This is a genomic window from Roseateles sp. GW821-FHT02E12 (assembly GCF_059421665.1).
The window spans coordinates 717,725-741,076 of record NZ_JBWKVK010000001.1; the positions used below are offsets into that span (position 1 = coordinate 717,725).

At 66.8% G+C, this 23,352-nt stretch carries 19 protein-coding genes; 10 read left to right on the top strand and 9 right to left on the bottom strand.

From position 1 onward, the window contains the following. From AC07V5_RS03385 to AC07V5_RS03425, 9 genes are read left to right on the top strand one after another with little or no spacing between them, the layout of a single operon-like run. Positions 1-1,092 (top strand): ABC transporter ATP-binding protein, encoded by a 1,092-nt coding sequence (locus AC07V5_RS03385; protein WP_495114166.1) that lies wholly within the window; start codon positions 1-3, stop codon positions 1,090-1,092. Next, positions 1,089-1,979 carry a carbohydrate ABC transporter permease gene (locus AC07V5_RS03390; RefSeq protein WP_495114167.1) on the top strand — a complete coding sequence of 297 codons (891 nt, stop codon included), beginning with the start codon at positions 1,089-1,091 and terminating at the stop codon, positions 1,977-1,979. The genes AC07V5_RS03385 and AC07V5_RS03390 overlap by 4 nt, the downstream gene beginning before the upstream one ends. Beyond that, a complete protein-coding gene (locus AC07V5_RS03395) occupies positions 1,976-2,812 on the top strand; it encodes a carbohydrate ABC transporter permease (RefSeq protein WP_495114168.1) in 837 nt (278 codons plus the stop codon). The genes AC07V5_RS03390 and AC07V5_RS03395 overlap by 4 nt, the downstream gene beginning before the upstream one ends. Then, positions 2,809-4,122 carry an extracellular solute-binding protein gene (locus tag AC07V5_RS03400; RefSeq protein ID WP_495114169.1) on the top strand — a complete coding sequence of 438 codons (1,314 nt, stop codon included), beginning with the start codon at positions 2,809-2,811 and terminating at the stop codon, positions 4,120-4,122. The genes AC07V5_RS03395 and AC07V5_RS03400 overlap by 4 nt, the downstream gene beginning before the upstream one ends. Further along, positions 4,119-5,648, top strand: coding sequence for an arabinosylfuranosidase ArfA (gene arfA / locus AC07V5_RS03405; RefSeq protein ID WP_495114170.1), 1,530 nt, complete (start codon positions 4,119-4,121; stop codon positions 5,646-5,648). Before AC07V5_RS03400 ends, arfA begins: the two co-directional genes overlap by 4 nt. A gap of 17 nt (positions 5,649-5,665) precedes the next feature. Beyond that, entirely contained in the window at positions 5,666-6,592 is a 927-nt protein-coding gene (locus AC07V5_RS03410) for a glycoside hydrolase family 43 protein (protein WP_495114171.1), read from the top strand. Between the two features lie 4 nt (positions 6,593-6,596). Continuing rightward, positions 6,597-8,492, top strand: a complete 1,896-nt coding sequence (locus AC07V5_RS03415; protein ID WP_495114172.1) for a glycoside hydrolase family 97 protein — start codon at positions 6,597-6,599, stop codon at positions 8,490-8,492. Between the two features lie 29 nt (positions 8,493-8,521). Continuing rightward, a complete protein-coding gene (locus AC07V5_RS03420; protein WP_495114173.1) occupies positions 8,522-9,274 on the top strand; it encodes a FadR/GntR family transcriptional regulator in 753 nt (250 codons plus the stop codon). A 10-nt stretch (positions 9,275-9,284) separates the two neighbouring features. Further along, positions 9,285-10,262: a LysR family transcriptional regulator gene (locus AC07V5_RS03425; RefSeq protein WP_495114174.1), complete on the top strand. Its 978-nt coding sequence runs from the start codon at positions 9,285-9,287 to the stop codon at positions 10,260-10,262. A gap of 322 nt (positions 10,263-10,584) precedes the next feature. Here AC07V5_RS03425 and AC07V5_RS03430 read toward each other — a convergent pair whose 3' ends face one another. Next, on the bottom strand, positions 10,585-10,887 hold the full coding sequence (locus AC07V5_RS03430) for a hypothetical protein (protein WP_495114175.1): 303 nt from the start codon (positions 10,885-10,887) through the stop codon (positions 10,585-10,587). A 149-nt stretch (positions 10,888-11,036) separates the two neighbouring features. Here AC07V5_RS03430 and AC07V5_RS03435 point away from each other — a divergent pair, with 149 nt between their 5' ends. Beyond that, complete coding sequence (locus tag AC07V5_RS03435) at positions 11,037-11,804, top strand: hypothetical protein (RefSeq protein WP_495114176.1); 768 nt, start codon at positions 11,037-11,039, stop codon at positions 11,802-11,804. 381 nt (positions 11,805-12,185) lie between these two features. On the opposite strand, the gene AC07V5_RS03440 is transcribed toward AC07V5_RS03435, so the two are convergent. The 8 genes from AC07V5_RS03440 to AC07V5_RS03475 form a co-directional block, all read right to left on the bottom strand. Next, on the bottom strand, positions 12,186-13,142 hold the full coding sequence (locus AC07V5_RS03440) for a glycoside hydrolase family 43 protein (protein ID WP_495114177.1): 957 nt from the start codon (positions 13,140-13,142) through the stop codon (positions 12,186-12,188). Then, positions 13,142-14,110, bottom strand: a complete 969-nt coding sequence (gene yjfF / locus AC07V5_RS03445) for a galactofuranose ABC transporter, permease protein YjfF (RefSeq protein ID WP_495114178.1) — start codon at positions 14,108-14,110, stop codon at positions 13,142-13,144. The genes AC07V5_RS03440 and yjfF overlap by 1 nt, the downstream gene beginning before the upstream one ends. Further along, positions 14,107-15,093 carry an ABC transporter permease gene (locus AC07V5_RS03450; RefSeq protein WP_495114179.1) on the bottom strand — a complete coding sequence of 329 codons (987 nt, stop codon included), beginning with the start codon at positions 15,091-15,093 and terminating at the stop codon, positions 14,107-14,109. The genes yjfF and AC07V5_RS03450 overlap by 4 nt, the downstream gene beginning before the upstream one ends. 14 nt (positions 15,094-15,107) lie before the next feature. Next, positions 15,108-16,643, bottom strand: coding sequence for a sugar ABC transporter ATP-binding protein (locus tag AC07V5_RS03455; RefSeq protein WP_495114180.1), 1,536 nt, complete (start codon positions 16,641-16,643; stop codon positions 15,108-15,110). Positions 16,644-16,730: 87 nt separating this feature from the next. Continuing rightward, a complete protein-coding gene (locus AC07V5_RS03460) occupies positions 16,731-17,690 on the bottom strand; it encodes an ABC transporter substrate-binding protein (protein ID WP_495114181.1) in 960 nt (319 codons plus the stop codon). Between the two features lie 93 nt (positions 17,691-17,783). Then, on the bottom strand, positions 17,784-19,391 hold the full coding sequence (locus tag AC07V5_RS03465) for an alpha-L-fucosidase (protein WP_495114182.1): 1,608 nt from the start codon (positions 19,389-19,391) through the stop codon (positions 17,784-17,786). An 8-nt stretch (positions 19,392-19,399) separates the two neighbouring features. Then, positions 19,400-21,760, bottom strand: coding sequence for a beta-L-arabinofuranosidase domain-containing protein (locus AC07V5_RS03470; protein WP_495114183.1), 2,361 nt, complete (start codon positions 21,758-21,760; stop codon positions 19,400-19,402). Continuing rightward, positions 21,760-23,322 carry a glycoside hydrolase family 43 protein gene (locus AC07V5_RS03475; protein WP_495114184.1) on the bottom strand — a complete coding sequence of 521 codons (1,563 nt, stop codon included), beginning with the start codon at positions 23,320-23,322 and terminating at the stop codon, positions 21,760-21,762. The genes AC07V5_RS03470 and AC07V5_RS03475 overlap by 1 nt, the downstream gene beginning before the upstream one ends. Positions 23,323-23,352: the final 30 nt, after the last annotated feature.

A 23,352-nucleotide genomic window follows, 5' to 3' on the forward strand; every position in this document is an offset into this window, starting at 1 on the left:
GTGGCTGGCTTGAAGTTGGAGAACGTCTGCAAGCGCTACGGCGCGGTGCAGGTCATCGAGAACCTGTCGCTGGACGTCGCCGAAGGCGAGTTCGTCGTCTTCCTCGGCCCGTCGGGCTGCGGCAAGACGAGCCTGCTGCGCATGGTGGCCGGGCTGGAAGAAGTCAGCGGCGGGCGCATCCTCATCGGCGACCGCGACGTGACGGTCGCGCCACCCGGCCAGCGCAACCTGGCCATGGTGTTCCAGCACTACGCGCTGTATCCGCACATGAGCGTGCGCGAGAACCTCGCGTTCGGGTTGAAGAACATTGGCGTGCCGGCTGATGAAGTTGCCAGGCGCATCCAGGAGTCGGCCCGCATGCTGGAGCTGGACACGCTGCTGGACCGCAAGCCCGGTCAGCTGTCCGGCGGCCAGCGCCAGCGCGTGGCCATCGGCCGCGCGGTGGTCAAGGAGCCCGGCATCTTCTTGTTCGACGAACCGCTGTCGAATCTGGATGCGGCGCTTCGTGGCCGCACACGGCTGGAGCTGGCGCAGTTGCACCAGCGCCTCGGCGCAACGATGGTGTTCGTCACCCACGACCAGATCGAGGCGATGACGCTGGCGACGCGCATCGTCGTCATGAAGGGCGGCGCCATCGAGCAGGTCGCCACGCCGGCCGAGCTGTATCGCCGGCCGGCCACGCGCTTCGTCGCAAGCTTCATCGGCACGCCGGGCATGGGCTTTGTGCCGGTGCAGCGCGCGCCGGATGACCGCGGCCGCGTCGTCGTGACGGTGCCGGGTGGGCAATGGGTCACCACGCGCGTCGCGACCGAAGGCCTGCCGGCGCAGGGCCTGACGTTGGGCGTGCGGCCCGAGAACCTGCGCGTGGCCGAGCAAGGCCCGCTGCGCGGCCGCGTCGAGCTGGTGGAGTTCCTCGGCGAGCGCACGCTGGCCCACTTGAAGCTTGAAGGCGGCACCCCGCTCATCGTCACGGTGCCGGCTGGCACCTCGCCCAAGCTGGGCGCGTATGTTGCCATCAGCGTGGACGTGGCCGAGGCCCATCTCTTCGACGAGGCCGGCCGCGCCCACCACGCCCAGGAGTCGCTGGCATGAGCACCAGCACCGTCGGGCTGCGCGCCTCGCGCCCGGCCTACGCCCTCTTCGTGCTGCCCTTCGTGGCGCTCTATGCGCTGCTGCTGCTGTGGCCGCTGGCCAAGGGTGTGTGGATCAGCTTTCACGACCACGACCTGCTGTCCGACGACAGCCTGTGGGTGGGCCTGGCCAACTACCGCGAGCTGTGGAGCGACGAGGTCTTCCACCAGGTCGTGTGGAACACCATCCGCTTCGTCGCCATCAGCACGCCCATCTTTGTCGTGCTGTCGCTGATGCTGGCGCTGGCACTCAACCGCCCCGGCAAGCTCGCGACCCTGCTGCGCGCCACCTTCTTCTGCGCGTCGGTGTTCTCCGTCACGCTGATCACGCTGGTGTGGAAGCTGGCGCTGATGCCCGAACGCGGCCTCATTGCCCAGTTCTTCACGGCCCTGGGCCTGCCCGAGCTGCCCCTGCTGACGAGCGACAACCTCGCGCTGCTGACCGTGGCGCTCGTGACCGTGTGGTGGATCATCGGCCTGCCGATGATCATGTTCCTGTCGGCGCTGCAGCAGATCCCGTCGGACATCTACGAGGCCGCGGCCCTGGACAACACGCCGCGCTGGCGCGTGCTGACGCACATCACGCTGCCCAGCCTCAAGCGCGCCATCGTGCTGGTCGCGCTGATCGAGGTGATCCGCCAGTTCCAGGTCTTCCCGCAGATCATGCTGATGACCAACGGCGGCCCAAACAACACGACGCGCTCCGTCGTGCAGTTCATCTACGAACAGGCCTTCATGCAGCTCTCGCTGGGCTATGCCACGGCCGCCTCGCAGGTGCTGCTGGCCATCATGCTGGTGGGCGTGTCGACGCAGCTCTGGCTGGAACGTGACAGAGGAGGCCAGCGATGAATCCGCTGCTGAGACGCGGTTGGTTCGACCGCTTCGTGATGGCAGCTCTCACGCTGCTGGCCCTGGCCTGGATGGCGCCGCTGCTGTGGGTGCTGGCGCTGTCCTTCAAGCCCAACGAGTTCCTGCTGACGCACACCGACGTCTTCCTCGCGCCGCCCTACACGTTGGCCAACTACCTGGACATCCTGCAGACCTCGCAGGTGTTCCGCTGGCTGGGCAACAGCGCGCTGGTGGCGCTGCTGCAGACGGTGGGCGTGCTGGTGCTGTCGTCGCTGGCCGGCTACGGATTTGCGCGCTGCGAGTTCCCGGGCCGCAAGTGGCTGTTCGCCCTCGTCATGTTCGGCCTGGCCGTGCCGGCGCAGTCGGTGTTCATCCCGCTGCACCGCTTGTTTTCGGAGTGGAACCTGCAGAACACCATCGCCGGGTTGACGCTGCCGGGCCTGTCGGCGCCCTTCGGCGTCTACCTGATGACGCAGTACTTCAAGGCCATCCCCACCGAGCTGGAAGAGGCTGCGCTGCTGGACAACGCCTCGCGCTTCAAGACTTTTGTCCGCATCATCCTGCCGCTGAGCCTGCCGGCGCAGGCGACGCTCGGCATCTTCACCTTCCTGGGCTGCTGGAACGACTACCTCTGGCCGCTGGTCATCGCGACCCAGCCAGACATGTACACGCTGACCCGCGGCCTCGCGTCCACGCAGACCAACTTCGCACAGTCGGAAGGCTTGGGCTTCCTGATGGCACAAGCCGTGTTCGCCGGCATGCCGGCGCTGATGCTGTATCTCTTCTTCCAACGTCACCTCGTCACCGCCGTGGCCGGGACGGGCAAGTCATGAAGCGCCTTGCAGTTCTCCTTTGTACGGTTCTGCTCGCCGCCTGCGGCGCCAGCAAGGACAACTCGGGCAAGACCGAGATCACGCTGATGCGCTTCTTCGGCAGCTGCGAGGCGCAGTACGGCCAGGTGGTGAAGACGTCCGAAGGCGTGGGCGAGTGCGGCATCGTCACGGCCCTGGTCAACGAGTTCAACGCGACCAACGCTGACGGCATCGTCGTGAAGACGCAGATCGGTGAGTGGGGGCCCTACTACGACCAGCTCACCGCCCGCCTCGTCGCCAAGGACATCCCGACCATCGCCGTCATGCACGAGTCCGCCCTGGGCGACTACGTGCGCCGCAAGCTGGTGCTGCCGCTGGACGAGGACTTCAAGCGCATCGGCGTTCCGGTGGACGACTTCACCGCGCATGCGCGCCGCGGCACCTCGTTCAACGGCGAAACCTACGCGCTTCCCTTCGACACCTGGGCCTGGCTCTGGCACATCAACACCGGCTTGATGAAGAAGGCGGGGCTCAGCGAGCTGCCGCGTTCACCGGAGGAATTGCTGGCCCAGGCGCGGCAGTTCAAGCAGCGCACCGGCAAGCCCTATTTCGCGTGGGCCGTGGCCAACGAGACGGCGGCGAATGACCGCACCTTCCTGACGCTGGTCGCGCAGCAGAACGCCAAGCTGTTCTCCGACGATGGCAAGACCATCGACATGCACCAGCCGGCCGTCGTCAACGCGCTGACGCTGATGCAGACGCTGTACCGCGAAGGCCATGTGCGGCCCAACCTCGACTACGCCGCCGCCAATCAGGCCTTCCTGAACGGTGAGGCCGGTGTCGTCGTCGTCGGCACCTGGACCATCGATCAGTTCCTGCGCGAGTCGCAAAAGCCCGAGTCCAAGCTGCAGGGTGCCTACACGGTGAAGCCCTTCCCGCAGCTCTATGAGAAGCCCGCGGTGTTCGCCGACGGCCATTCCTGGGCGCTGTTCAAGGGCGGCGCCAAGGATGCCAAGGCCCACGAGGCGAGCGTCAAGTTCCTGAAGTTCATCTGGGACCGCAGCGCCGAGTGGTCGCGCACCGGCCACCTGCCCGTCAGCAAGACGGTGGCCGAGAGCGCCGCCTTCCGCGCGCTCCCCATGCGCGAGGCGCTGACCGAGATCACGCAGACCGGCGCCGGCATGCCAGGCAATGTGCCGACGCAGCGCGCCATCGAACTGCTGATCGGCGAGGACGTGGCCAACGTGATGATCTCGGGCAAGCCCATCGCCGAGGTGCAGGCCAGTGTCGAGAAGCGCGTTAACAAGGCACTCAAGAAGGCAAGGCGATGACGTTTGAAGCCTCACTGATCGTCGACCGCGATTTCGACATCGCGCCGCTGGACCGCCGCCTGTTCGGCGTGTTCGTCGAACACCTCGGTCGCTGCGTCTACAACGGCATCCATGAGCCGGGCCACCCGACCGCCGACGAGCATGGCTTTCGCGGTGACGTGGCCGAGCTGACGAGGGAGCTGGGCGCCACCATCGTTCGCTACCCCGGCGGCAACTTCATGTCGGGCTACAACTGGGAAGACGGCGTTGGGCCAAAGGACCAGCGCCCGCGCCGGCTGGACCTGGCCTGGTTCTCGACCGAGACCAACCAGGTCGGCACGCACGAGTTCATGGCCTGGTGCAAGAAGGTCGGCATCGAGCCGATGTTCGGCGTCAACCTCGGCACGCGCGGGCCTGACGAAGCGCGCCACTACCTCGAATACTGCAACCACCCCGGCGGCACGGCGCTGTCGGATCTGCGGCGCAGCCACGGCGCCGAGGAGCCGCTGGGCATCAAGTTCTGGTGCCTGGGCAACGAGATGGACGGCCCCTGGCAGATCTGCCAGAAGACGCCGGACGAATACGGCCGCACCGCCAAAGAAACGGCCAAGCTGATGCGCTGGGCGGACCCGAGCATCGAGCTGGCCGCCTGCGGCTCGTCGGCCTACGACATGCCGACCTACGGCGCATGGGAAGACCGCGTGCTGGAGCACTGCTTCGAGTTCGTCGACTACCTGTCGCTGCACAGCTACTTCATCAAGCCACCAGCGGACACGAGCACCGAGAGCTTCTTCGCGCAGATCGAGACGAATGCACGCTACATCGAGGACACGGTGGCGATTGCGGATTCGGTCGCCACGCGCAAGCGTTCGACGAAGCGCCTGAAGCTGTCCTTCGACGAGTGGAACGTCTGGTACCGCGCCCGCCACGGCGAGCACTTGAAGCAAGCGGGCTGGCCCGAGGCGCCGCGGCTGCTGGAAGAGGTCTACACGGCGGAAGACGCCCTGCTCATCGGCGGCATGCTGACGATGTTCATGAACCATGCGGACCGGCTCAAGGTCGCCTGCATGGCCCAGCTGTGCAACGTCATCGCGCCCATCATGACCGAGCCCGGCGGCGCGGCGTGGCGGCAGACGATCTTCCACCCCTTCGCGCAGGCCGCGCGCTGGGCGCATGGCGACGTGCTGCGCTCAGTCGTCAAGTCGCCCGGCTATGCCAACGCCAGGCACGGCGAGCTGCCCTATCTGTGCGCCAGCGTCGTCGACGACCCGGCGACGGGCCGCACGGCCGTCTTCCTGCTGAACCGCCACCTGAGCGAAGAGATGGACCTGTCCATCACGCTGCGCGGTCTCGGTGTGGAGCGCCGCCTCGTGCAGGCCGAGCAGCTTTACAGCGCCGACTTGAACGCCACCAACACCGCCGACGCACCCGACCACGTCGCGCCTCAGCCTCTGGATGGCATCGCCATCCTCGACGAGCAGCTGAGCGTGCGGCTCAAGCCCACCTCCTGGAACGTCATCGTCACCCAAGCGATTCGCGCAGCATGACCTGGAACAACCCCCTCATGCCCCAGCGCGCCGACCCGCAGATCAGCCTGGTCGACGGCCGCTACTGGTTCACCGCGTCGGTGCCCAGCTACGACGCCATCGAGATCCGCAGCGCCGACAGCATCGCCGGTCTCTCGACCGCATCGCCCAAGACCATCTGGCACAAGCACGAGAGCGGCCCGGCGAGCTTTCACGTGTGGGCGCCCGAGCTGCACCGCATCGACGGCCGCTGGTTCGTCTACTTCGCAGCCAGCGAGCGTGGCGACATCTGGAAGCTGCGCATGTACGTCCTCGAGTGCGAAGGCGACGACCCGTTGCGCGACCCCTGGGTGGAGCGCGGCCAGATCGCGACGCTCGAGGAAGGTTTCTCGCTGGACGCGACGCCCTTCGAGCATGGCGGCAAGCGCTACCTGTGCTGGGCGCAGAAGAGCCCGCCGACGGAGAGCAACCTCTACCTGGCCGAGATGGCCAACCCGTGGACGCTGGCCAGCGCACCCGTTGTCATCACGCGGCCCGACCTGGCTTGGGAGCGCATCGGCTTCTGCGTCAACGAGGGCCCGGCCGTGCTGAAGCGCAACGGCCGCGTCTTCATCGCCTACTCAGCCGCGGCGACCGACGCCAACTACTGCATGGGCCTGCTGTGGGCCGACGAGAACTCCGACCTGCTGGACCCGGCGAGCTGGCACAAATCGCCCACGCCGGTGTTCACGACGGATGAGTCGGCAGGCCAGTTCGGCCCCGGCCACAACAGCTTCACGACGACGCCCGACGGCCAGACGGACCTGCTGGTCTATCACGCCCGCAACTACCGCGACATCGTCGGCGACCCGCTGAACGACCCCAACCGCCATACCCGTGTGCAGGCCTTCGGCTGGCGCGACGACGGCTTCCCCGACTTCGGCACGCCCGTGGCTGATGGTCTCTATCAAATCCCCCCGATCTGAAACCATGAAGCTCATTGCCTCGTTCCTGCTCGCAGTACCCGCCCTCGCCCAAGCCCTCAGCAGCCCCGATGGCCAGCTGCAGGTCGACGTGTCGGTCAACGCCCAGCAGCAATTGGTCTACACGGTGCAGCGCGCCGGACAGCCCGTGCTGCTGGCCTCGCGACTCGGCTTGGTGCTGGAGCAGGGCGATTACGCCAACGGCCTCAAGCTCGTCACCACGTCGCCCGTGAAGGCCCACCGCGAGCAGTACACGCTGGCCGCAGGCAAGAAAAGCAATGTGGACTACCGCGCCAACGAGCAGCGCTTCACCGCCGCCAACGCCGCCGGCCAGAAGTTCACCCTGACGCTGCGCGCCTCCAACGACGGCCTGGCGCTGCGCTACACGGTCGACGGCGCGGGCCAGAAGACCTTCAAGGACGAGCTGACCAGCTTTGCGTTCCCTGCAGAAGCCCGCGCTTGGCTGCAGCCCATGTCCGTCGCCAAGACGGGCTGGAAGCGCACCAACCCCTCCTACGAAGAGCATTACCAGACCGACATCCCCGTCGGCGCCGCCGCGCCGTCGCACGCGGGCTGGGTCTTCCCCGCGCTGTTCCGTTCGGGCGCCAACTGGGTGGCGCTGACCGAAGCCGGCATGGACGGGCGCTTCCACGCGTCGCGTCTCGCGAGTGACTCGACCGGCGGCACCTACCGCATCGGCCTGCCCGAGGCGAGCGAGGTCAACACCAACGGCCACCTGCTGGCCGACATCGACGGCCCGCTGACGACGCCCTGGCGCGTGCTGGCCATCGGCCCGCTGAAGACGGTCATGGAGTCCACCCTCGGCACCGACCTCGCCGCACCCGCCGTCGCCTTCGATAGAGCCAAGCTCAAGCCCGGCCACGCATCGTGGAGCTGGGCCATCCTGAAGGACGACGCGACCGTCTTCGACGTGCAGAAGCGCTTTGTCGACTACGCCGCCGACATGGGCTGGAACTACACGCTGGTGGACGCGGACTGGGACCGCAAGATCGGCGACGCCAAGATGAAGGAGCTGGCCGACTACGCGAAGACGAAGAACGTCGCCATCCTGGCTTGGTACAACTCCTCGGGCGCCTGGAACGACACCGAGTACAGCCCCAAGAGCGCGTTGCTGACGAAGGCCGACCGCGCCAAGGAGTTTGCGCGCATGAAGGCCATCGGGGTGAAAGGCCTCAAGGTCGACTTCTTCGGTGGCGACGGCGCCTCCATGCAGGCCTATTACGTGGACCTGCTGAAGGAAACGGCCGCGGCCGGCCTGCTGCTGAACTTCCACGGCGCCACGCTGCCGCGCGGCTGGAGCCGCACCTACCCCAACCTGCTGACCGTCGAGGCTGTGAAGGGCTTCGAGTTCGCCACCTTCGAGCAGAAGGACCAAGACAAGGTCGTCGGCCACGCGGCCATGCTGCCGTTCGCGCGCAACCTGTTCGACCCCATGGACTTCACGCCCATGGTGTTTGCCGGCATCCCCAACATCAAGCGCGCCACGCGCAACGGCTTCGAGCTGGCGGAGAGCGTCGTCTTCCTGTCGGGCATCCAGCATTTCGCCGAGACGCCCGAGGGCATGGCCACCGTGCCGGCCTACGTGAAGGGCCTGCTGCGCGAGCTGCCGCGGCATTGGGACGAGGTGCGCTTCCTGGACGGCGAGCCCGGCAAGTTCGTCGTGCTGGCCCGCCGCGCCGGCAAGCAGTGGTTCGTTGCCGGCATCAACGCCGACGAAACGCCACGCGATGTGCAACTGGACCTGACTTGGCTGGGCGCCCGTGAAGGCCAGCTCATCACGGACGGCGCCGGTGAGCGCGAGTTCGCTGAGCTCAAGCTCACCGCACCCGCGGCCAAGCTGACGCTGGCACCCCACGGCGGCTTTGTCGCCCGCTTTCGATAATGAAGGCTTTTGCGGCTAGCCTCGCGCCCATGCGAACCCGAGCGGACCACTCCACCTACAGCGCCCAGACCGAGGGCAAGAGCCAGCATGGCCGCATCGTCAGCGAGCTGGGCCTGGCCATCGTCGGCGGTGAGCTGAAGCCCGGCGACAAGCTGCCGCCCGAAGCCCAACTGCTGGAGCGCTACGAGATCAGCCGCCCCGTGCTGCGCGAGGCCGTGCGTGTGCTCGTGGCCAAGGGCTTGGTCGTGTCGCGCCAGCGCGCCGGCGCCATCGTGCGCCCGCGCAACGAGTGGCATCTGCTGGACCCCGACGTGCTGTACTGGCTCATCCAGTCCCGCCCGCAGCGCGACTTCGTGCAGACGCTGCTGGAAGTGCGCCAGATCTTCGAGCCCGCCGCCGCCGCGCTGGCAGCCCGCGCCGCCACGGACGAGCAGCTGACGGCTATCGCCACCGCCTACGAAGGCATGGCTGCCGCCAAGACGACCGAGGAGCTGCTGGAGCCCGACCTGGCCTTCCACCGCCGCATCGCCGAGGCCACGGGCAACGACCTGCTGGCCTACATCGGCAACATGCTGTCGCTGGCACTGCGCGAGTCCATCACGCTGTCTAGCCAGCTGCCCAACACGCACGAACTCTCGCTGCCGCGCCACAAGGCCATCCTGACTGCACTGCAGGCCCGCGACCCGCTGGGCGCGCGCCAGGCCACGCTGGTGCAGCTGGACGAAACCGGCGACGACATCAACAGCGTCTTGGCCAACGACGGACGAGTCAATCTTGCTTAAGAAAGTTGCCATGGCTCGCGACGACGATGACGACGGCAGCCTGACCGACGCCAGCCCCAACCCCAACTGGTTCCTGCGCGCTCGCCTGAAGACTCGCCAGCTGCTGCTGCTGATCGCACTGGACGACGAGCGCAACATCCACCGCGCCGCCGAGGTGCTGTGCATGACCCAGCCGGCCGCGTCCAAGCAGCTGAAGGACCTGGAGGACATGCTGGACGTGAAGCTCTTCGAGCGTCACCCGCGCGGCATGGAGCCCACGCTCTACGGCGAGACCATGATCCGCCATGCGCGGATGGCGCTAACTTCTTTGTCGGCCGCACACGACGACATCGTCGCGTTGAAGCATGGTCTGTCGGGCCAGGTCGAGGTGGGCGTCATCATGACGCCGGCCATGGGCCTGCTGCCGCGCGCCATTTCGCGCATCAAGCTGCAGGCACCCAAGCTGCGCATCGGCGTGCACATGGAGAGCAGCAAGGTGCTGCTGGACATGCTGCAGCGGGGCAAGCTGGACTTCATGATTGGCCGCATCGTCGAGGAGGAAGGCGCGGCCGGCCTGCACTACGAAGAGCTGACGGTGGAGCCCGCCTGCGCGGTGGCGCGCGTGGGGCATCCGCTGTTGAAGGCGGACAACCTGAAGCTGGCCGATTTGGCGAATCAGCCCTGGATCTTGCCGCCGCAGGGGAGTGTGTTGCGGCATCGGTGGGAGGTGATGTTCCGGCGCGCGGCGTTGGAGCCGCCGGGCAATGTGGTGGACACGACGGCGTTGCTGTTGATCACGGCGTTGTTGCAGCAAACGGATTCGTTGCATGTGATGCCGGTGGAGGTGGCGCGGTATTACGCGTCGCTGAACGTTTTGGCGATCCTGCCAATTGAGTTGCCGTGTCACATGGATGCGTTTGGGATCATCACGCGTGAGGGGCATCTGATGTCGCCGGGGGCGAGGCAGCTGCTGCATGAAGTGCGGTTGGCGGCGCGGGATTTGTACTGAGGGTTGGTTTGGGTTTGGTTGTTTTGGCGGGGAGCGTGTCTGCTCGCTGCATTGCCGGGAGTCCCGCCCGGCGGCGGGGTAACTTTCTTCTGCGGGGCCAGAAGAAAGTCACCAAAGAAGAGGCCCTGAACCGCACACCGTCGCGACGACGCCATGAGCGGCGCGCGATAACAGCCGGCGGGATTGCGCCCAGACGCGAACCGCTTCGCTCTCGCTGCTGTCCCTGTGACGAGCACCATCCATCGCCACTTCACGCCCGTTAACGCCGGCTGCACGCCGGGCTCATCAGGAAGCCAATGCAGCGCCGCTCTGGCGCGTGGCTTCAGTCTTCGTCGGATTCGGCGAACCTGGCCTGAAACGCCTCGGCGAACTCGGCCGACGCGCTGAACGTCAACGTCACCGTCACCCACCCGCCCGCCTCGTGCTGCACCAGCAGCTCGTGGTCCCAGGCATTGCCATCCTCCACCGGCCCCTGCCGGCCGCCGAACTCGCCGCGCGCCCAGGCCAGCACCTGCTCCACCTCAGCCATCACAGCCGCATGCTCGCTTTCGCGCGTGGAGGCCATCGCTTCCAGCGTGAGGATGCCGTCGGAGCTGTCGGTGAGGTCGAAGGTGAGGTGGCGCATACCCGAAGTGTCTGCGGATCCCACATACGCTGACATTCACCTGAGCCGTCATGTGAAGATCGACTGCGCAAAGACCGCCCAGATGCACAGTGAACAATCGAGAACGTTTCCTCGCGGCGAATCCCTTCTGTGTATTTTGCGGCGGGGCAGTGTCTGCCACGACCATTGAGCACTGCCCGCCACGTGCGCTCTTTCAGCACAAGCACTGGCCAGAGGGGTTTGAGTTTGCATCTTGTGATGCATGCAACCACGGCACGGCAGATCAAGATGCGATCGTTTCAATGCTCGCGCGCATGGACCCAGAAGATCTGTCGGGGAATGATGACGGTCGGGTTCCAGGGCTTATCAAGAATGTTGCCAACCAGTTCCCAAACATGATTCCAAAGATGCTTCCGTCCGCCCTCGAGGCGCGACAGAAGAATCGGATTCTCGGTATCAAGCCTGGCCCAGGGCAAACACATCAAGACGTAGCGCCCCTCCTAGTTCCGGAAGAAATGAGCCAAGCAGTTGCGACGTTCGCTCGCAAGCTCGCCAAGGCGGTGTACGTCCGAGAGGTCGGTGCGATTTTTCCTACACAGGGAACGCTGCTACTCAATTGGTTCACCAATGCCGAGGTAGTTCAGCATGGGAAGTACGTGCTCTTTGATTTGCTCAAGGATGTTGCCGGGCGAGCAGTACCGCTTCGACGTGGAGGCAAATACCTCGATGAGCAGTTTCAGTACAAGCTGTCTATAACGCCCGAAAACCATCTCTTCATACTGCAAGCAAGGTTCGGCGTAGCTTTCGGCCTCGTAGTCTTTGGAAGCATCGCCCCGCAAATTCTTGAGCCCGTGTTGGACCAACTGAAAGAGAAGTACAGCAAGGAAGGCCATTTCATCGTCCTGCAATCTGCGGAGCCACCGCCTGGCAGCTCGTAGGTTGGGATGAACGCAGTGAACACCAACGATTTCTCCACGCAACTGTGGAGTTCGCAAATACCGCGAGCGTCGCCCGAGCGACGCTGACTTCGTTTTTCTGATGAGTCCGGCGTGCAGCCGGCGTTAAGCGGGCAGGTGGTGCGAGGGCTGGTGCTCGTCACAGGGACAGCAGCGAGAGCGAAGCGGGTCGCGTCTGGGCACAAAGCGATCAAGTGTTTTCGCGCGCCGCTACTGGCGTTGTGATGCTCGTGTGCAGTTCAGCGCCTCTTCTTTGGTGACTTTCTTCTGGCGCCGCAGAAGAAAGTTACCCCGCCGCCGGGCGGGACTCCCGGCAACCACAGCACCGAGCAATGAGGATCTTCCCAGAGCCTCCTCAAACCATCAAGGCTTGCAAGCCGAAGAAGGATTCGCCCTCGGCCCCGTCTTCGTCTGATGAATGAACGGAATCGTCCCATCCGCCCGATACGAGATTTCCTCGACGGCCACCGACCGCCGGAATTCCCCGCCGCCCGGCAGCTCCGCGTTGTGATACGCCACATAGCTGCGACCGTTGAACTCGAAGAACGCCTGATGGATCGTCTTCGTCTTCAGGTTGCGCTCCATGACGACGCCCTGCGGCGTCCAGGGGCCGGTGGGTGACGGGCCAGTCATGTAGGCCGTCTCTTCGGGGAAGTGCTGCGAGTAGCTGAGGTAGTAAGTGCCCTTGTGCTTGTGCAGATAGGACGCCTCGACGAAGTTGGCCACCGGCACGGCCGTGATCGGGCCATCCAGCTCGGTCATGTTGGCCTTGAGCTTGGCGTACTTCATGACCGTGTTGCCCCAGTACAGATAGGCCTGGCCGTCGTCGTCGATGAACACCGCGGGGTCGATGTCGTCCCAGGCGATGTCGGTCTGCTTGGTCATGTCGTTGGTGATGAGCGCGGAGCCGCGCGCATCGACGAAGGGGCCGGTCGGCGAGTCCGACACCGCCACACCCACCGCGAAGCCCGGCACCGTCGCGTGCTCGACCGTTGAATAAAACCAATACTTTCCGTGGCGCTTCACCACGTCCGACGCCCAGGCGCGGCCCTTGGCCCAGGTGAAGGTCTTGGCCTTCAGCGGCACGCCGTCGTCGCGCCAGGTCACCATGTCGCAGGTAGAGAACACGCGCCACTCGTGCATGACGTAGTCCTTGCCGTCGGGCAGGGCCTCGTCGCGGCCGACGTAGAGGTAAGCGCGGCCACCATCCACCAGCACGGCCGGGTCGGCGGTGTAGAGCGGGGCGAACAGCGGGTTCGGTGCGGCATGCGCCAAGCCCAGGCCGCACACGAGGGCGGCGGCAGTCAGAAGCTTCTTCATCAGGCTTGAACCTTCTTCAGGGACAGCAGCCGCTGCACGGCGCAGAAGACGAACAGCAGCGCGCCGATGACGATCTTGGTCCACCAGGAGCTGAGCGTGCCGTCGAAGGCGATCAACGTCTGGATGAGCCCGAGCACCAGCACGCCGGACAGCGCACCGGCCACGTAGCCATAACCACCCGTCAACACGGTGCCGCCGATGACGACAGCGGCGATGGCGTCCAGCTCCACGCCTTGCGCGTGCTGACCGTAGCCGCTGAGCATGTAGAACGCGAACAACAGGCCGGCCAGCGAGGCGCAGAAGCCGCTGAGCGCGTAGACCGCCACCTTGGCGCGGCCGACATTGAGGCCCATCATCAGCGCCGAGGCCTCGCTGCCGCCCAGCGCGTAGACGGTGCGGCCGAAGGCGGTGCAGTGCGCCACCCACAGGCCGGCACCCAGCACGAGCAGCGCGATGACCGCGCCTGGCGACAGGAAGGCGCCGCCGAACAGCGGGATCTGCGTCTGCGACAGCGTGACGAACAGCGGCGCGTCGATGGTGATGCTGTCCACACTGATCAGGAAGCACAGGCCGCGCGCCAGGAACATGCCGGCCAGCGTGACGATGAAGGCCTGCAGCTTGAACACGTGGATGACGACACCCTGCAGCGCGCCGAAGGCCGCGCCGCCCAGCAGCACGACGACGATGACCAGCTCCGCCGGCCACTGCGCCACCTGCAGCAGCCAGGCGGCGACCATCGTCGTCAGCGCCAGCACCGAGCCCACCGACAGGTCGATGCCACCAGACAGGATCACGAAGCTCATGCCCACCGCGATGACAAGCAGAAAGGCGTTGTCGATGAGCAGGTTGAGCACCACCTGCGTGGAGCCGAAGCCGGTGTAGCTGCTGGCGCCGGCAATGAAAAGCAGGGCCATCAGCGCAACGCTGACCCAGGCGGTGAACGACGGGGCGGAGAGCAGGCGCTTCATGCGGACCTCCGTGCCGACCAGAACGACGACTGCGAGATGCACACAGCGAACACGACCACCGCCTTGACGACCATCGTGACCTGCGGCGGCACGCCCAGCGCGTAGATGGTGGACGTCAGCGTCTGGATGATGAGCGCGCCGATGAGGCTGCCGGCCAGGCTGAACTTGCCGCCGCTGAGCTGGCCACCGCCGAGGGTGACGGCGAGGATGGCGTCCAGCTCCAGCAGCAGGCCGGCGTTGTTGGCGTCGGCGCTCTTGATGTTGGACGAGATCATCAGCCCCGCCAGGCCCGCGCCGAGGCTGCAGTAGACGTAGACGAAGAAGACGATGGCCGCGGTGCGCACGCCGGCCAGGCGGGCAGCGACGGGGTTGATGCCGACGGTCTGGATGAACAGGCCCAGCGCCGTGCGCTTCATCAGCAGCGCGGTGAGGCCGCCCACGGTGGCGACGACGAACAACGACACCGGCAGGCCCAGCAGGTAACCACCGCCCAGCCAGAAGAAGCTGGCGGGCTCGTAGACGGTGATGATCTGGCCGTCGGTCAGCAGTTGCGCCAGGCCACGGCCGGCGACCATCAGGATCAACGTGGCGATGATGGGCTGCAGGCCCAGCGCCGACACGAGCAGGCCGTTCCACAGGCCGCACAGCAGCGCGGCGCCGAGGGCTGCGGCGAACGCGACGGCCAGGCCATGAGAGCCGACCAGCACGCAGCCGACCGTGCCGGCGATGGCGACGACGGCGCCCACCGACACGTCGATGCCGCGCGTGGCGATGACCAGCGTCATGCCCAGGGCCGCGAGCATCAAGGGAGCCGCGCGGTGCAGGATGTCAACGAGGCTGCCGTAGAGGTGGCCGTCCTTGATCTCCAGGTGCAGGAAACCGGGCACGAAGAGGGCCGCAACAGCGAGCAGCAGCGCGAGCGCGGCGAGGGGCCGCGCGAGGGGGTGGTTCCAGGCCCTTGATCGGGCGCTTGGCGTTGACATGGCGAGACTTTGATTCATGCGGCTGCAGTGGCGGGCTCGGCGGCGATGACCTCGAGCACGCTGCGTTCGTCCAGCTCGCCGCGGCGGTATTCGCCAGCAGCGCGGCGGTCGCGCAGCACGAGGACGCGGTCGCTGCAGTGCAGGACCTCGGGCAACTCGGACGAGATGAAGACGATGGCCATCCCTTGGCCATCGTCACGATGGGCGAGGGCACGCACGAGGTCCATCAAGTCCTCCTTGGCGCGCACGTCGATGCCGCGCGTGGGCTCGTCCAGGATGAGGACGGCGGGCTGCGTGGCCAGCCAGCGGGCCAGCAAGGCCTTCTGCTGGTTGCCGCCGCTGAGCTGGCCAATGGGCGTGTCGGCGTTCGGCGTCTTGATGCCGAGGCGCTGGATGTAGTCGTCGGCCAGTGCCTGCTGCTCATCAAAGCTCATGACGAGGCGCAGGCCGTGGCGGGCTTGCAGCGCGAGCACGATGTTGTCGCGCACGGAGAGGTCCAGGATGGCGCCTTCGTGCTTGCGGTCCTCGGAGCAGAAGGCCACGCCGGCGGCGATGGCCTCGCGCGGCGAGTGCCAGCGGCCGCTACGGCCCTCGGTGGCAACGTGACCCGCGTCGGCCGCGTCCGCGCCGAACAGCAGGCGCGCGGCCTCGGTGCGGCCCGAGCCCAGCAGCCCGGCCAGGCCCAGCACCTCGCCGCGCTTGAGCTCCAGGTCGAGCGGGTGGAGCGCGCCGCGCCGGGTCAGCCCCTCTACCTTCAACACAGGGGCGCCGGTGTTCGGGGCGCGGCTGTCCAGGCGGGTGGGTTGCTGGTCGGGCGGCGCGCCCACCATCTTGTTGACGAGGGCCAGGCGGCTGAGGTCGCTCGCCAGGTACTCGCCCTCGGTCTCGCCGTTGCGCATGACCGTGATGCGGTCGGCCAGCGCATAGGTCTGGTCGAGGAAGTGGGTGACGAAGAGGATGGCCAGGCCCTGGTCGCGCAGGCGGCGCAGAACAGTGAAGAGACGCTGCACGGCCGCGTCATCGAGGCTGGACGTAGGCTCGTCGAGGATGAGCACCTTCGCCTGCACGCGCAGCGCGCGGGCGATGGCCACCATCTGCTGCACGGACAGCGAGTAGCGCGACAGCGGCGCGGTCACGTCGATGTCCAGGTCCATCTGCGCGAGGACGCGTTTGGCTTCGGCGTTGACCGCAGACCAATCAATGCGACCCCAGCGACGTGGGAAGCGCCCCGCGCAGATGTTCTCCGCCACGCTGAGGTTGGTGCAGAGATTCACTTCTTGATAGACGGTGCGGATGCCCAACGCCTGGGCATCCTCGGTGCGGCGCGGCGCAATGGCCTGGCCTTCCAGCGTGACCTCGCCGGCGTCGGGCGCGTACAGCCCCGTCAGCACCTTGATCAGCGTGGATTTGCCGGCGCCGTTCTGGCCCATCAGCGCGTGCACCTCACCCGGGAACAGGCGCAGGCTCACGTCGCTGAGGGCCTTCACGCCCGGAAAGCCTTTGTGGATGCCGGACAACGCCAGCACCGGGGCCGATTGATCGAGGTTCATAGCTCTCATCTCATGCCACGGCGCTTGCATGCGCCGTGTCCTTCACCAGGCGTCGGACAGGACGCAGGTCCTGTCCTCGGTCCTGGTTCAGTACTTCCGATTCGGCAGTTCCTTGGCGGCCACTTCGGCCGGGAACACGCCTTCCGTCACCGTGATGCGCTTCTCAATCGGCTTCTTGGCGACGACGTCCTTGGCCAGCTGCATCAGCTGCGGGCCCAGCAACGGGTTGCACTCGACGGTCACGTTCAGCTTGCCCGCCTTCATCGCCTCGAAGGCGCCACGCACGCCGTCGATGGAGATGATGACGATGTCGACACCCGGCTTCAGGCCGGCTTCCTCGATGGCCTGGATGGCGCCGATGGCCATGTCGTCGTTGTGCGCGTAGAGCACGTCGATCTTCTTGTCGCGCTGCTTCAGGAAGGACTCCATCACTTCCTTGCCCTTGGCGCGCGTGAACTCACCCGACTGCGAGCGGATGATCTGCAGCTTGGGGTTGGCCTTGATGACTTCCTCGAAGCCCTTCTTGCGGTCGATGGCCGGGGCCGAACCCACGGTGCCTTGCAGCTCGACGATGTTCAGCGCTGCGGCGGGCGTCTTGGCCGCGCGCTCCAGCAGCCACTTCGCTGCTTTGCGACCTTCCTCGACGAAGTCGGAGCCGATGAAGGTGACGTACAGCGACGGGTCGGCAACCTTGACGGCGCGGTCGGTCAGGATGACGGGGATGCCGGCGGCCTTGGCTTCCTTGAGCACCGTGTCCCAGCCACTTTCCACGACCGGCGAGAAGGCGATGACGTCGACCTTCTGCGCGATGTAGCTGCGGATGGCCTTGACCTGGTTCTCCTGCTTCTGCTGCGCGTCTGCGAACTTCAGCGTGACACCGGCCTCCTTGGCCGCGGCCTTGATGGAGGCGGAGTTGGCCGTGCGCCACTCGCTCTCGGCGCCGACCTGGGAGAAGCCCAGGACGAGGGGCGCGGCGAAGGCGCTGGTAGCGGCCAGCGACAGTGCAGCCGCGAGCAGGGTGCGGCGGGCAACGAGCTTGATCATCATTCGGTGGTCTCCTTGTTGTGGGCGGATGCTGGGAAGCGTAGCGATGCAGGTGCAACGCATGTCGATTTCAGGAGGGCTGAGGGCATACGTTTCTCAGGCAATGCGAAGAACATAGGCCGGCAGCGCTGCGATCCCGTCGGCAGGCAGCTGTACCGTCAGGCCGTCGCCGCGTTGTTCAAAGCGCAGCGCCTCGGCGCCGCCCAGCAGGTCGACGCGTTGCACCGGCCGGTGCTGGCCGCGCGCCAGGCTGCGGATGAGCGCGCGGCCACCCTCGGGCGCGCCGAAGCCGCTGGCGTAGACGATGTCGCCGCGCGCGGTGAAGCGGAAGTCCGCCGCGCCTAAAGCGGCACCCTTGCCTTCGTTGAAGCCCTGGGCCGTCAACGGCGCTTGGCTGGCCAGCGCCGGGCCTTCACCGAACACCCGCCAGGGGCGTGTGCCGTAGATGCTTTCGCCGTGGCGCTGCAACCAGACGCCGATGGCTTCCACCACGCGGCGCTCGGCGTCGTCGATGCGGCCATCGCCCTTGACCGGCACGTTGAGTAGCAGGTTGCCGTTCTTGCTGACCACGTCGATGAGCATGCGCACCACCGTCTCGGCGGACTTGTACTGCTGCCGCTCCAGGATGCGCTTGTCGTAGTGCCAGCCACCCAGGCAGGTATCGGTCTGCCAGGGCAGGGGCTCGATGCCCTGGGCCTGGCCGCGTTCGATGTCCCAGACCATGCAGCGGCGCTGCTGCTCGTCGAGGATCTTGCCGAACAGCACGGCCTGCGTGCGTCCGGCCACGTCCAGGTGCTGGTTGTAGAGGTGCGCGGCGATGTCCAGGCCCACGGGGCTGACGGGCCACAGCGGCAGCGCGGTGTCGTCGAAATAGACCAGCTCGGGGCGATGCTGGTCCAGCAGGTCCAGCGTGCGGGCCAGGAAGTTGCGGCAGTAGGCCTCGCTGGGCTTGCTGGCGCCGTCACCCCAGTCCCATTGCTTGTGGATGGCCTTGGGGTCTTGCGCGTCGGCGCTGGGTGCGTGGTCCTGCGCGTAGAGGGCCTGCGGGTCCAGCCCCTCCCACCACTGGCCGCGGCCGTCTTCCTTGCGCAGCCGGCCGTCGTACGGCACACCGGCCTTCGGGCCTTTGGCGTCGGCGCGCTGGGCTGGCTCGTACCAGGTCCAGGCATGGGCGGCGTGCACGCTCACACCGAGCGGCAGGCCCTGCGCCCGCGCGGCGGCGGCCCAGCGCTTCATGATGTCCTGGCGCGGGCCGATGCGCGTCGAGTTCCAGGCGTGGTGGCGGCTGGCGAACAGGTCGAAGTTGTCGTGGTGGTTGGCCATCGCCATGAAGTAGCGCGCGCCGGCCCGCTTGTAGAGCGAGACCAGCTCCTCCGGCTCCCAGCGCTCCGCCTTCCAATCGCGGATGACTTCCTTGAAGCCGTAGACCGACGGATGGCCGTAGGTGGCGATGTGGTGGCGGTTCTTGGCGCTGCCCTCGATGTACATCTCGCGGGCGTACCAGTCGCCCGCCTCGGGCTGGCATTGCGGCCCCCAGTGCGCCCAGATGCCGAACTTGGCGTCGCGAAACCAGTCAGGGGTCTGGTAGCTGGCGAGTGAGTCCCAGCTGGGCTTGAAGCCGGTACTCGGGGCAGCGTGCAGGCGGCCGGCAGCGCTCAATGACGCGAGGCAGCCGAGCTGTTGGAGGAGATGCCTACGTTTCATGTGTGACCTCAGCGCAGCAGCCGCAGGCCGTAGAGCCCGCCGGCGATGGAGCCTGGTTTGGCGACGAACTTCACGTTGAGCTTGCCGCCTGCGGCGCGCACCAGTTCGGCAGGCAGCGGGAGCTCGCGCGTGTAGACCTCATCGGGCGTGTCGGGTTTGCCCAGCTCGATCTCCGCGATGAGCTGGCCGTTGACGAGGAGGTCGAAGCGGCGGCCTGCGTCGCCCTTGGCAAAGCTCAGGCGCAGCGTGCGGGCTTCGGCCTTGACGTCGTTCAGGTCGTAGCTAAACCACTGCTTTGCATGCCGCCAGCGGCCGGCCGGCGCGATGCCGTTCTCGGCGCCTTCGCCCTTGAAGCCGTGGTCGGACTCGGGCTGCTGTTCGCCGGGCGCGACCTGGTCGATGGTCTGCGCGTTCAGCGCCAGGCGGGCCTCCTCGGCCTTGGCCAGCTCCACGCGCAGCAGGCTTTGCTGGGCCGGCGTGGACCGCGCCCAATAGACCATGTAGCGCGAGTCGTGCAGGCGGAAGAAGGGGATGAGCTGCAGGCGGTCCGCGTCCTTGCGACCCTGGATGAGGCCGGGCGCGGTGAAGGTCAGCGGCTGGCCGGGCACGGGCTTGAAGCGGCGGATGAAGTCGGCCTGACTCAGGTTCGGACTGACGAACACGGGTGCCGCGTCCTGCGGGCAGACGGCGCCCTGCGCGATGTGGCCCATGCGCGAGCCGTCGGCGGTGAAGTTCAATTTCTCGCCGGCCTGCGGCGTCTTGGCGGCCAGCACGATGGGGCCGTGCAGCACGGCCACGTAGTTCTTCAGGCCGGGCATGGGCTCCAACGTCGTGCGCATCGGCAGCTCGACGTCGACCTGATCGCCCACCGTCCACGCACGGCGCAGTTCGACATGGCCGCCCGGTTTCGCTGTCACCTTGATGGGCTTGCCGTTGAGCCTGACCTTCAGCGCGCCGGGCGCGACCCAGCCGGGGTAGCGGATCTTCAGCGCGAAGGCGCCGGCGTCGTGCACCGTCAGCCGTGTGCGCGACTCGTCGGGGAAGCGGGTGCTCTGCGTGACGTGGATGCCGCGCTCGCGCCAGTCCAGCTTGGAGGCGATGAAGAGGTTGACGTACAGCGAGTCGCCATCGTGCGCGTAGATGAACTCGCCGTGGCGCGCGTGGCTTTCGATGCCGGAGCCCACGCAGCACCACATGCCCTCGTCCACCCTGGAGTAGACGCGATAGTGCTGCGGCCGCATCGGCGTGAAGTAGACGAAGCCGCCCTCGCCCGGGTGCTGCGACGCGAGGATGTGGTTGTAGAGCGTGCGCTCGTAGAAGTCGCTGTAGCTACCGTTCTCCGGCTGGGCCTGCGCCAGCAGCGCGGTCAGCTTGAGCATGTTGTAGCTGTTGCAGGTCTCGGGGCCTTCCACCTCGTTGAGCATGGGCCGGAAGTCGTCGGCCGGGTGGAAGTGCTCCTTGACGCTGTTGCCGCCGATGGCCACCGTGCGCTTGTCCGTCACCGTGCGCCAGAAGAACTCGGCGGCACGTCGGCCCTCGTCCTCGCCGCCCAATTGCGCGATGCGCGCGAAGCCGATGACCTTGGGGATCTGCGTGTTGGCGTGCAGGCCGGTGAGCTTGTCCTGGCCGGCGGCAAGAGGCTGCAGGATGGCCTGGTGCGAGAAGCGCCGCGCCAGCGCCAGGTAGCGCAGGTCGCCGGTCATCTCGGCCACGTCGGCCAGCACCTCGTTCATGCCACCGTGCTCGGCGCGCAGCATGTCTTGCATCTGCGCTTCAGAAAGCGGCGTGGTCAGGCGCAGCGCCCAGTCGCTCATGCGGATGAGCATGGCCTTGGCATCGGCATTGCCGGCGTGCACCCAGGCATCACGCAGGCCCGCGAACATCTTGTGGATGTTGTACCAAGGCACCCAGCGGCCGTTGACGGAGAAGCTGTCGACCTTGAGTTCACCCGCGGCCACTTCGCCCCAAGCCTTGGCGCCGTCGGGGATGCCGCCGATGTAGCCCGTGCCCAGCTTGTCCTGGCAGCGCTTGAGTTCGGCGATGACGTGGTCGAGGCGCTTCTTCGCTTCCGGGTCGCCGGTGGACGCCACCATCAGCGCCAGCGCCGACACGTAGTGCCCGCCCATGTGACCGTCCAGGCCGCTGGACTCCCAGTTGCCGTAGCTCGGCGTCGGCACCGGCAAGCCGGCCTCGCGGCGGAAGGGCGCGAGCAGGCGCTCGGCGTCCAGCGCCAGCAGGTAGTGCAGGTCGGTGGTCTGCGCGTCGAGGAAGGGGCCGTCGAGCAGACGCACGCTGTTCAGCGGGAACTGCTGCGTAGCCGCACCTGCGCCGGTGACGGCGAAGGCGAGGGCCAGCAGCAGCGCGCGCATCAGGCCCCCGTGCGCACGGCCCACAGCGACACGCCGCCCGACGACAGCGCGCTGAAGCTCACGACGAACGCGCCGGCGTTGGTATTCCATTGCCGGGACAGTACGCCGGCATAGGTCGATCCACCGCTCACGACGCTGAGTTTGTTGCTGCCCTTGTGCGTCCACGTGCCCGTCATGCCGCCGCTGACCGTGCCGTCGGCATTGAGCGTGACGACGATGGACGCCTTGCTCACGGCCGTGATGTCCTTGCCGTGATTGACGAGCTTGTAAGTGCCAGCCGCCTGTGCCGAACTGACATCGGCCGTCTGCGCCGGCGTCGCCAGGCTGAGCGGTGCATAACGCAGCGGTGCGACGACCAGCCAGCCGTCTTCGCTCAGGTGCATCTCGTGCACGCGCACCTCGTGCGCTTCGCCGGTGTTGGGGAAGCGCGTGTGGAAGATGATGAAGTACTGACCCGTTAGCGCGTCGTAGTAGGCCGAGTTGTGGCCCGGCGACACATAGCCCAGGGGCGTGCCAGTTTCGCCGTTGGCCAGCGCGAACTGGTGGCCGCCCATCAGCTTCATCGCGTGGGGGGTGATGGCGGCGTCGTCGAAGAAGCTGCCGTTGGCGCCCTTGACGGTGGCCATGTCGGTGCCGACACCGTCCAGGTAGGGGCCGTCCGGCTGCAGCGAGCGCGCCACGCGCACGTTGTAGCCGCCCGCGGCGTCCAGGCCGCCGAAGGACATGAAGAGGTAGTAATACTTGCTTTGTGGGCTGTACAGGACGTAGGCACCTTCGATGCGCGAATGGTTGCCGCCGATGAGGCGCTTGCCATAGCCCTGGCCCGCGAGCGGCAGGCCGGTCGTCAGGTCCAGCTGCAGCACGAAGAGGCCGCCCGAGTAGGAGCCGTAGACCATCCACAGCTTGCCCGTCGCGTCCTTGAACACGGCGGGGTCGACAACGTTGGGGTGCTTGGTGGCGTCGTAGTTGGTGCCGTCTTCGGACGTGCCCACCATGCCGGACTTCAGCAGCAGCTGCTTGTTGGCATAAGGCCCGTCGACCTTGCTGGCCACGGCGATGCCCAGCGCCGACAGCGGCGAGTCGCCCTTGCAGGCGCAGTAATACATGTAGAACTTGCCGTCGTCGAGCTTGGTGACGTCGGGCGCCCACAGCGTGGTGGTCTGCGCCCAGGTCAGCGCGGCGGACAGGTCGGTCGTGACCTTGGTGAACAGCGGGTTGGCGTCGTTGACGCCATCGGCCAGCTTGGTCCAGTTCATCAGGTCCGTCGTCTTGGCGGCCGCGAGATGGGAGCCGAAGACGTAGAACGTGCCGTCGACGCGGATGACCGAAGGGTCATGCACCGAGGCGTTGTTGAAGGTGACGGGCGCCTGCGAAGGTGCCGGGGCGGGGGCCGGCGCAGGAGCGGGTGCAGGAGCGGGTGCAGGTGCAGGTGCAGGTGCAGGTGCTGGGGTTGGCGCGGGAGCGGGGCTGGGTGCAGGCGCACTGCCACCACCGCCGCCGCAGGCGGTCAGCGCGAAGGAGGCAGAGCCCGCAAGGAAGTTGCGTCGGTTCTGGAAGGCCATGATGTGTTTGTCTCCGGGTCTGATGGTGGT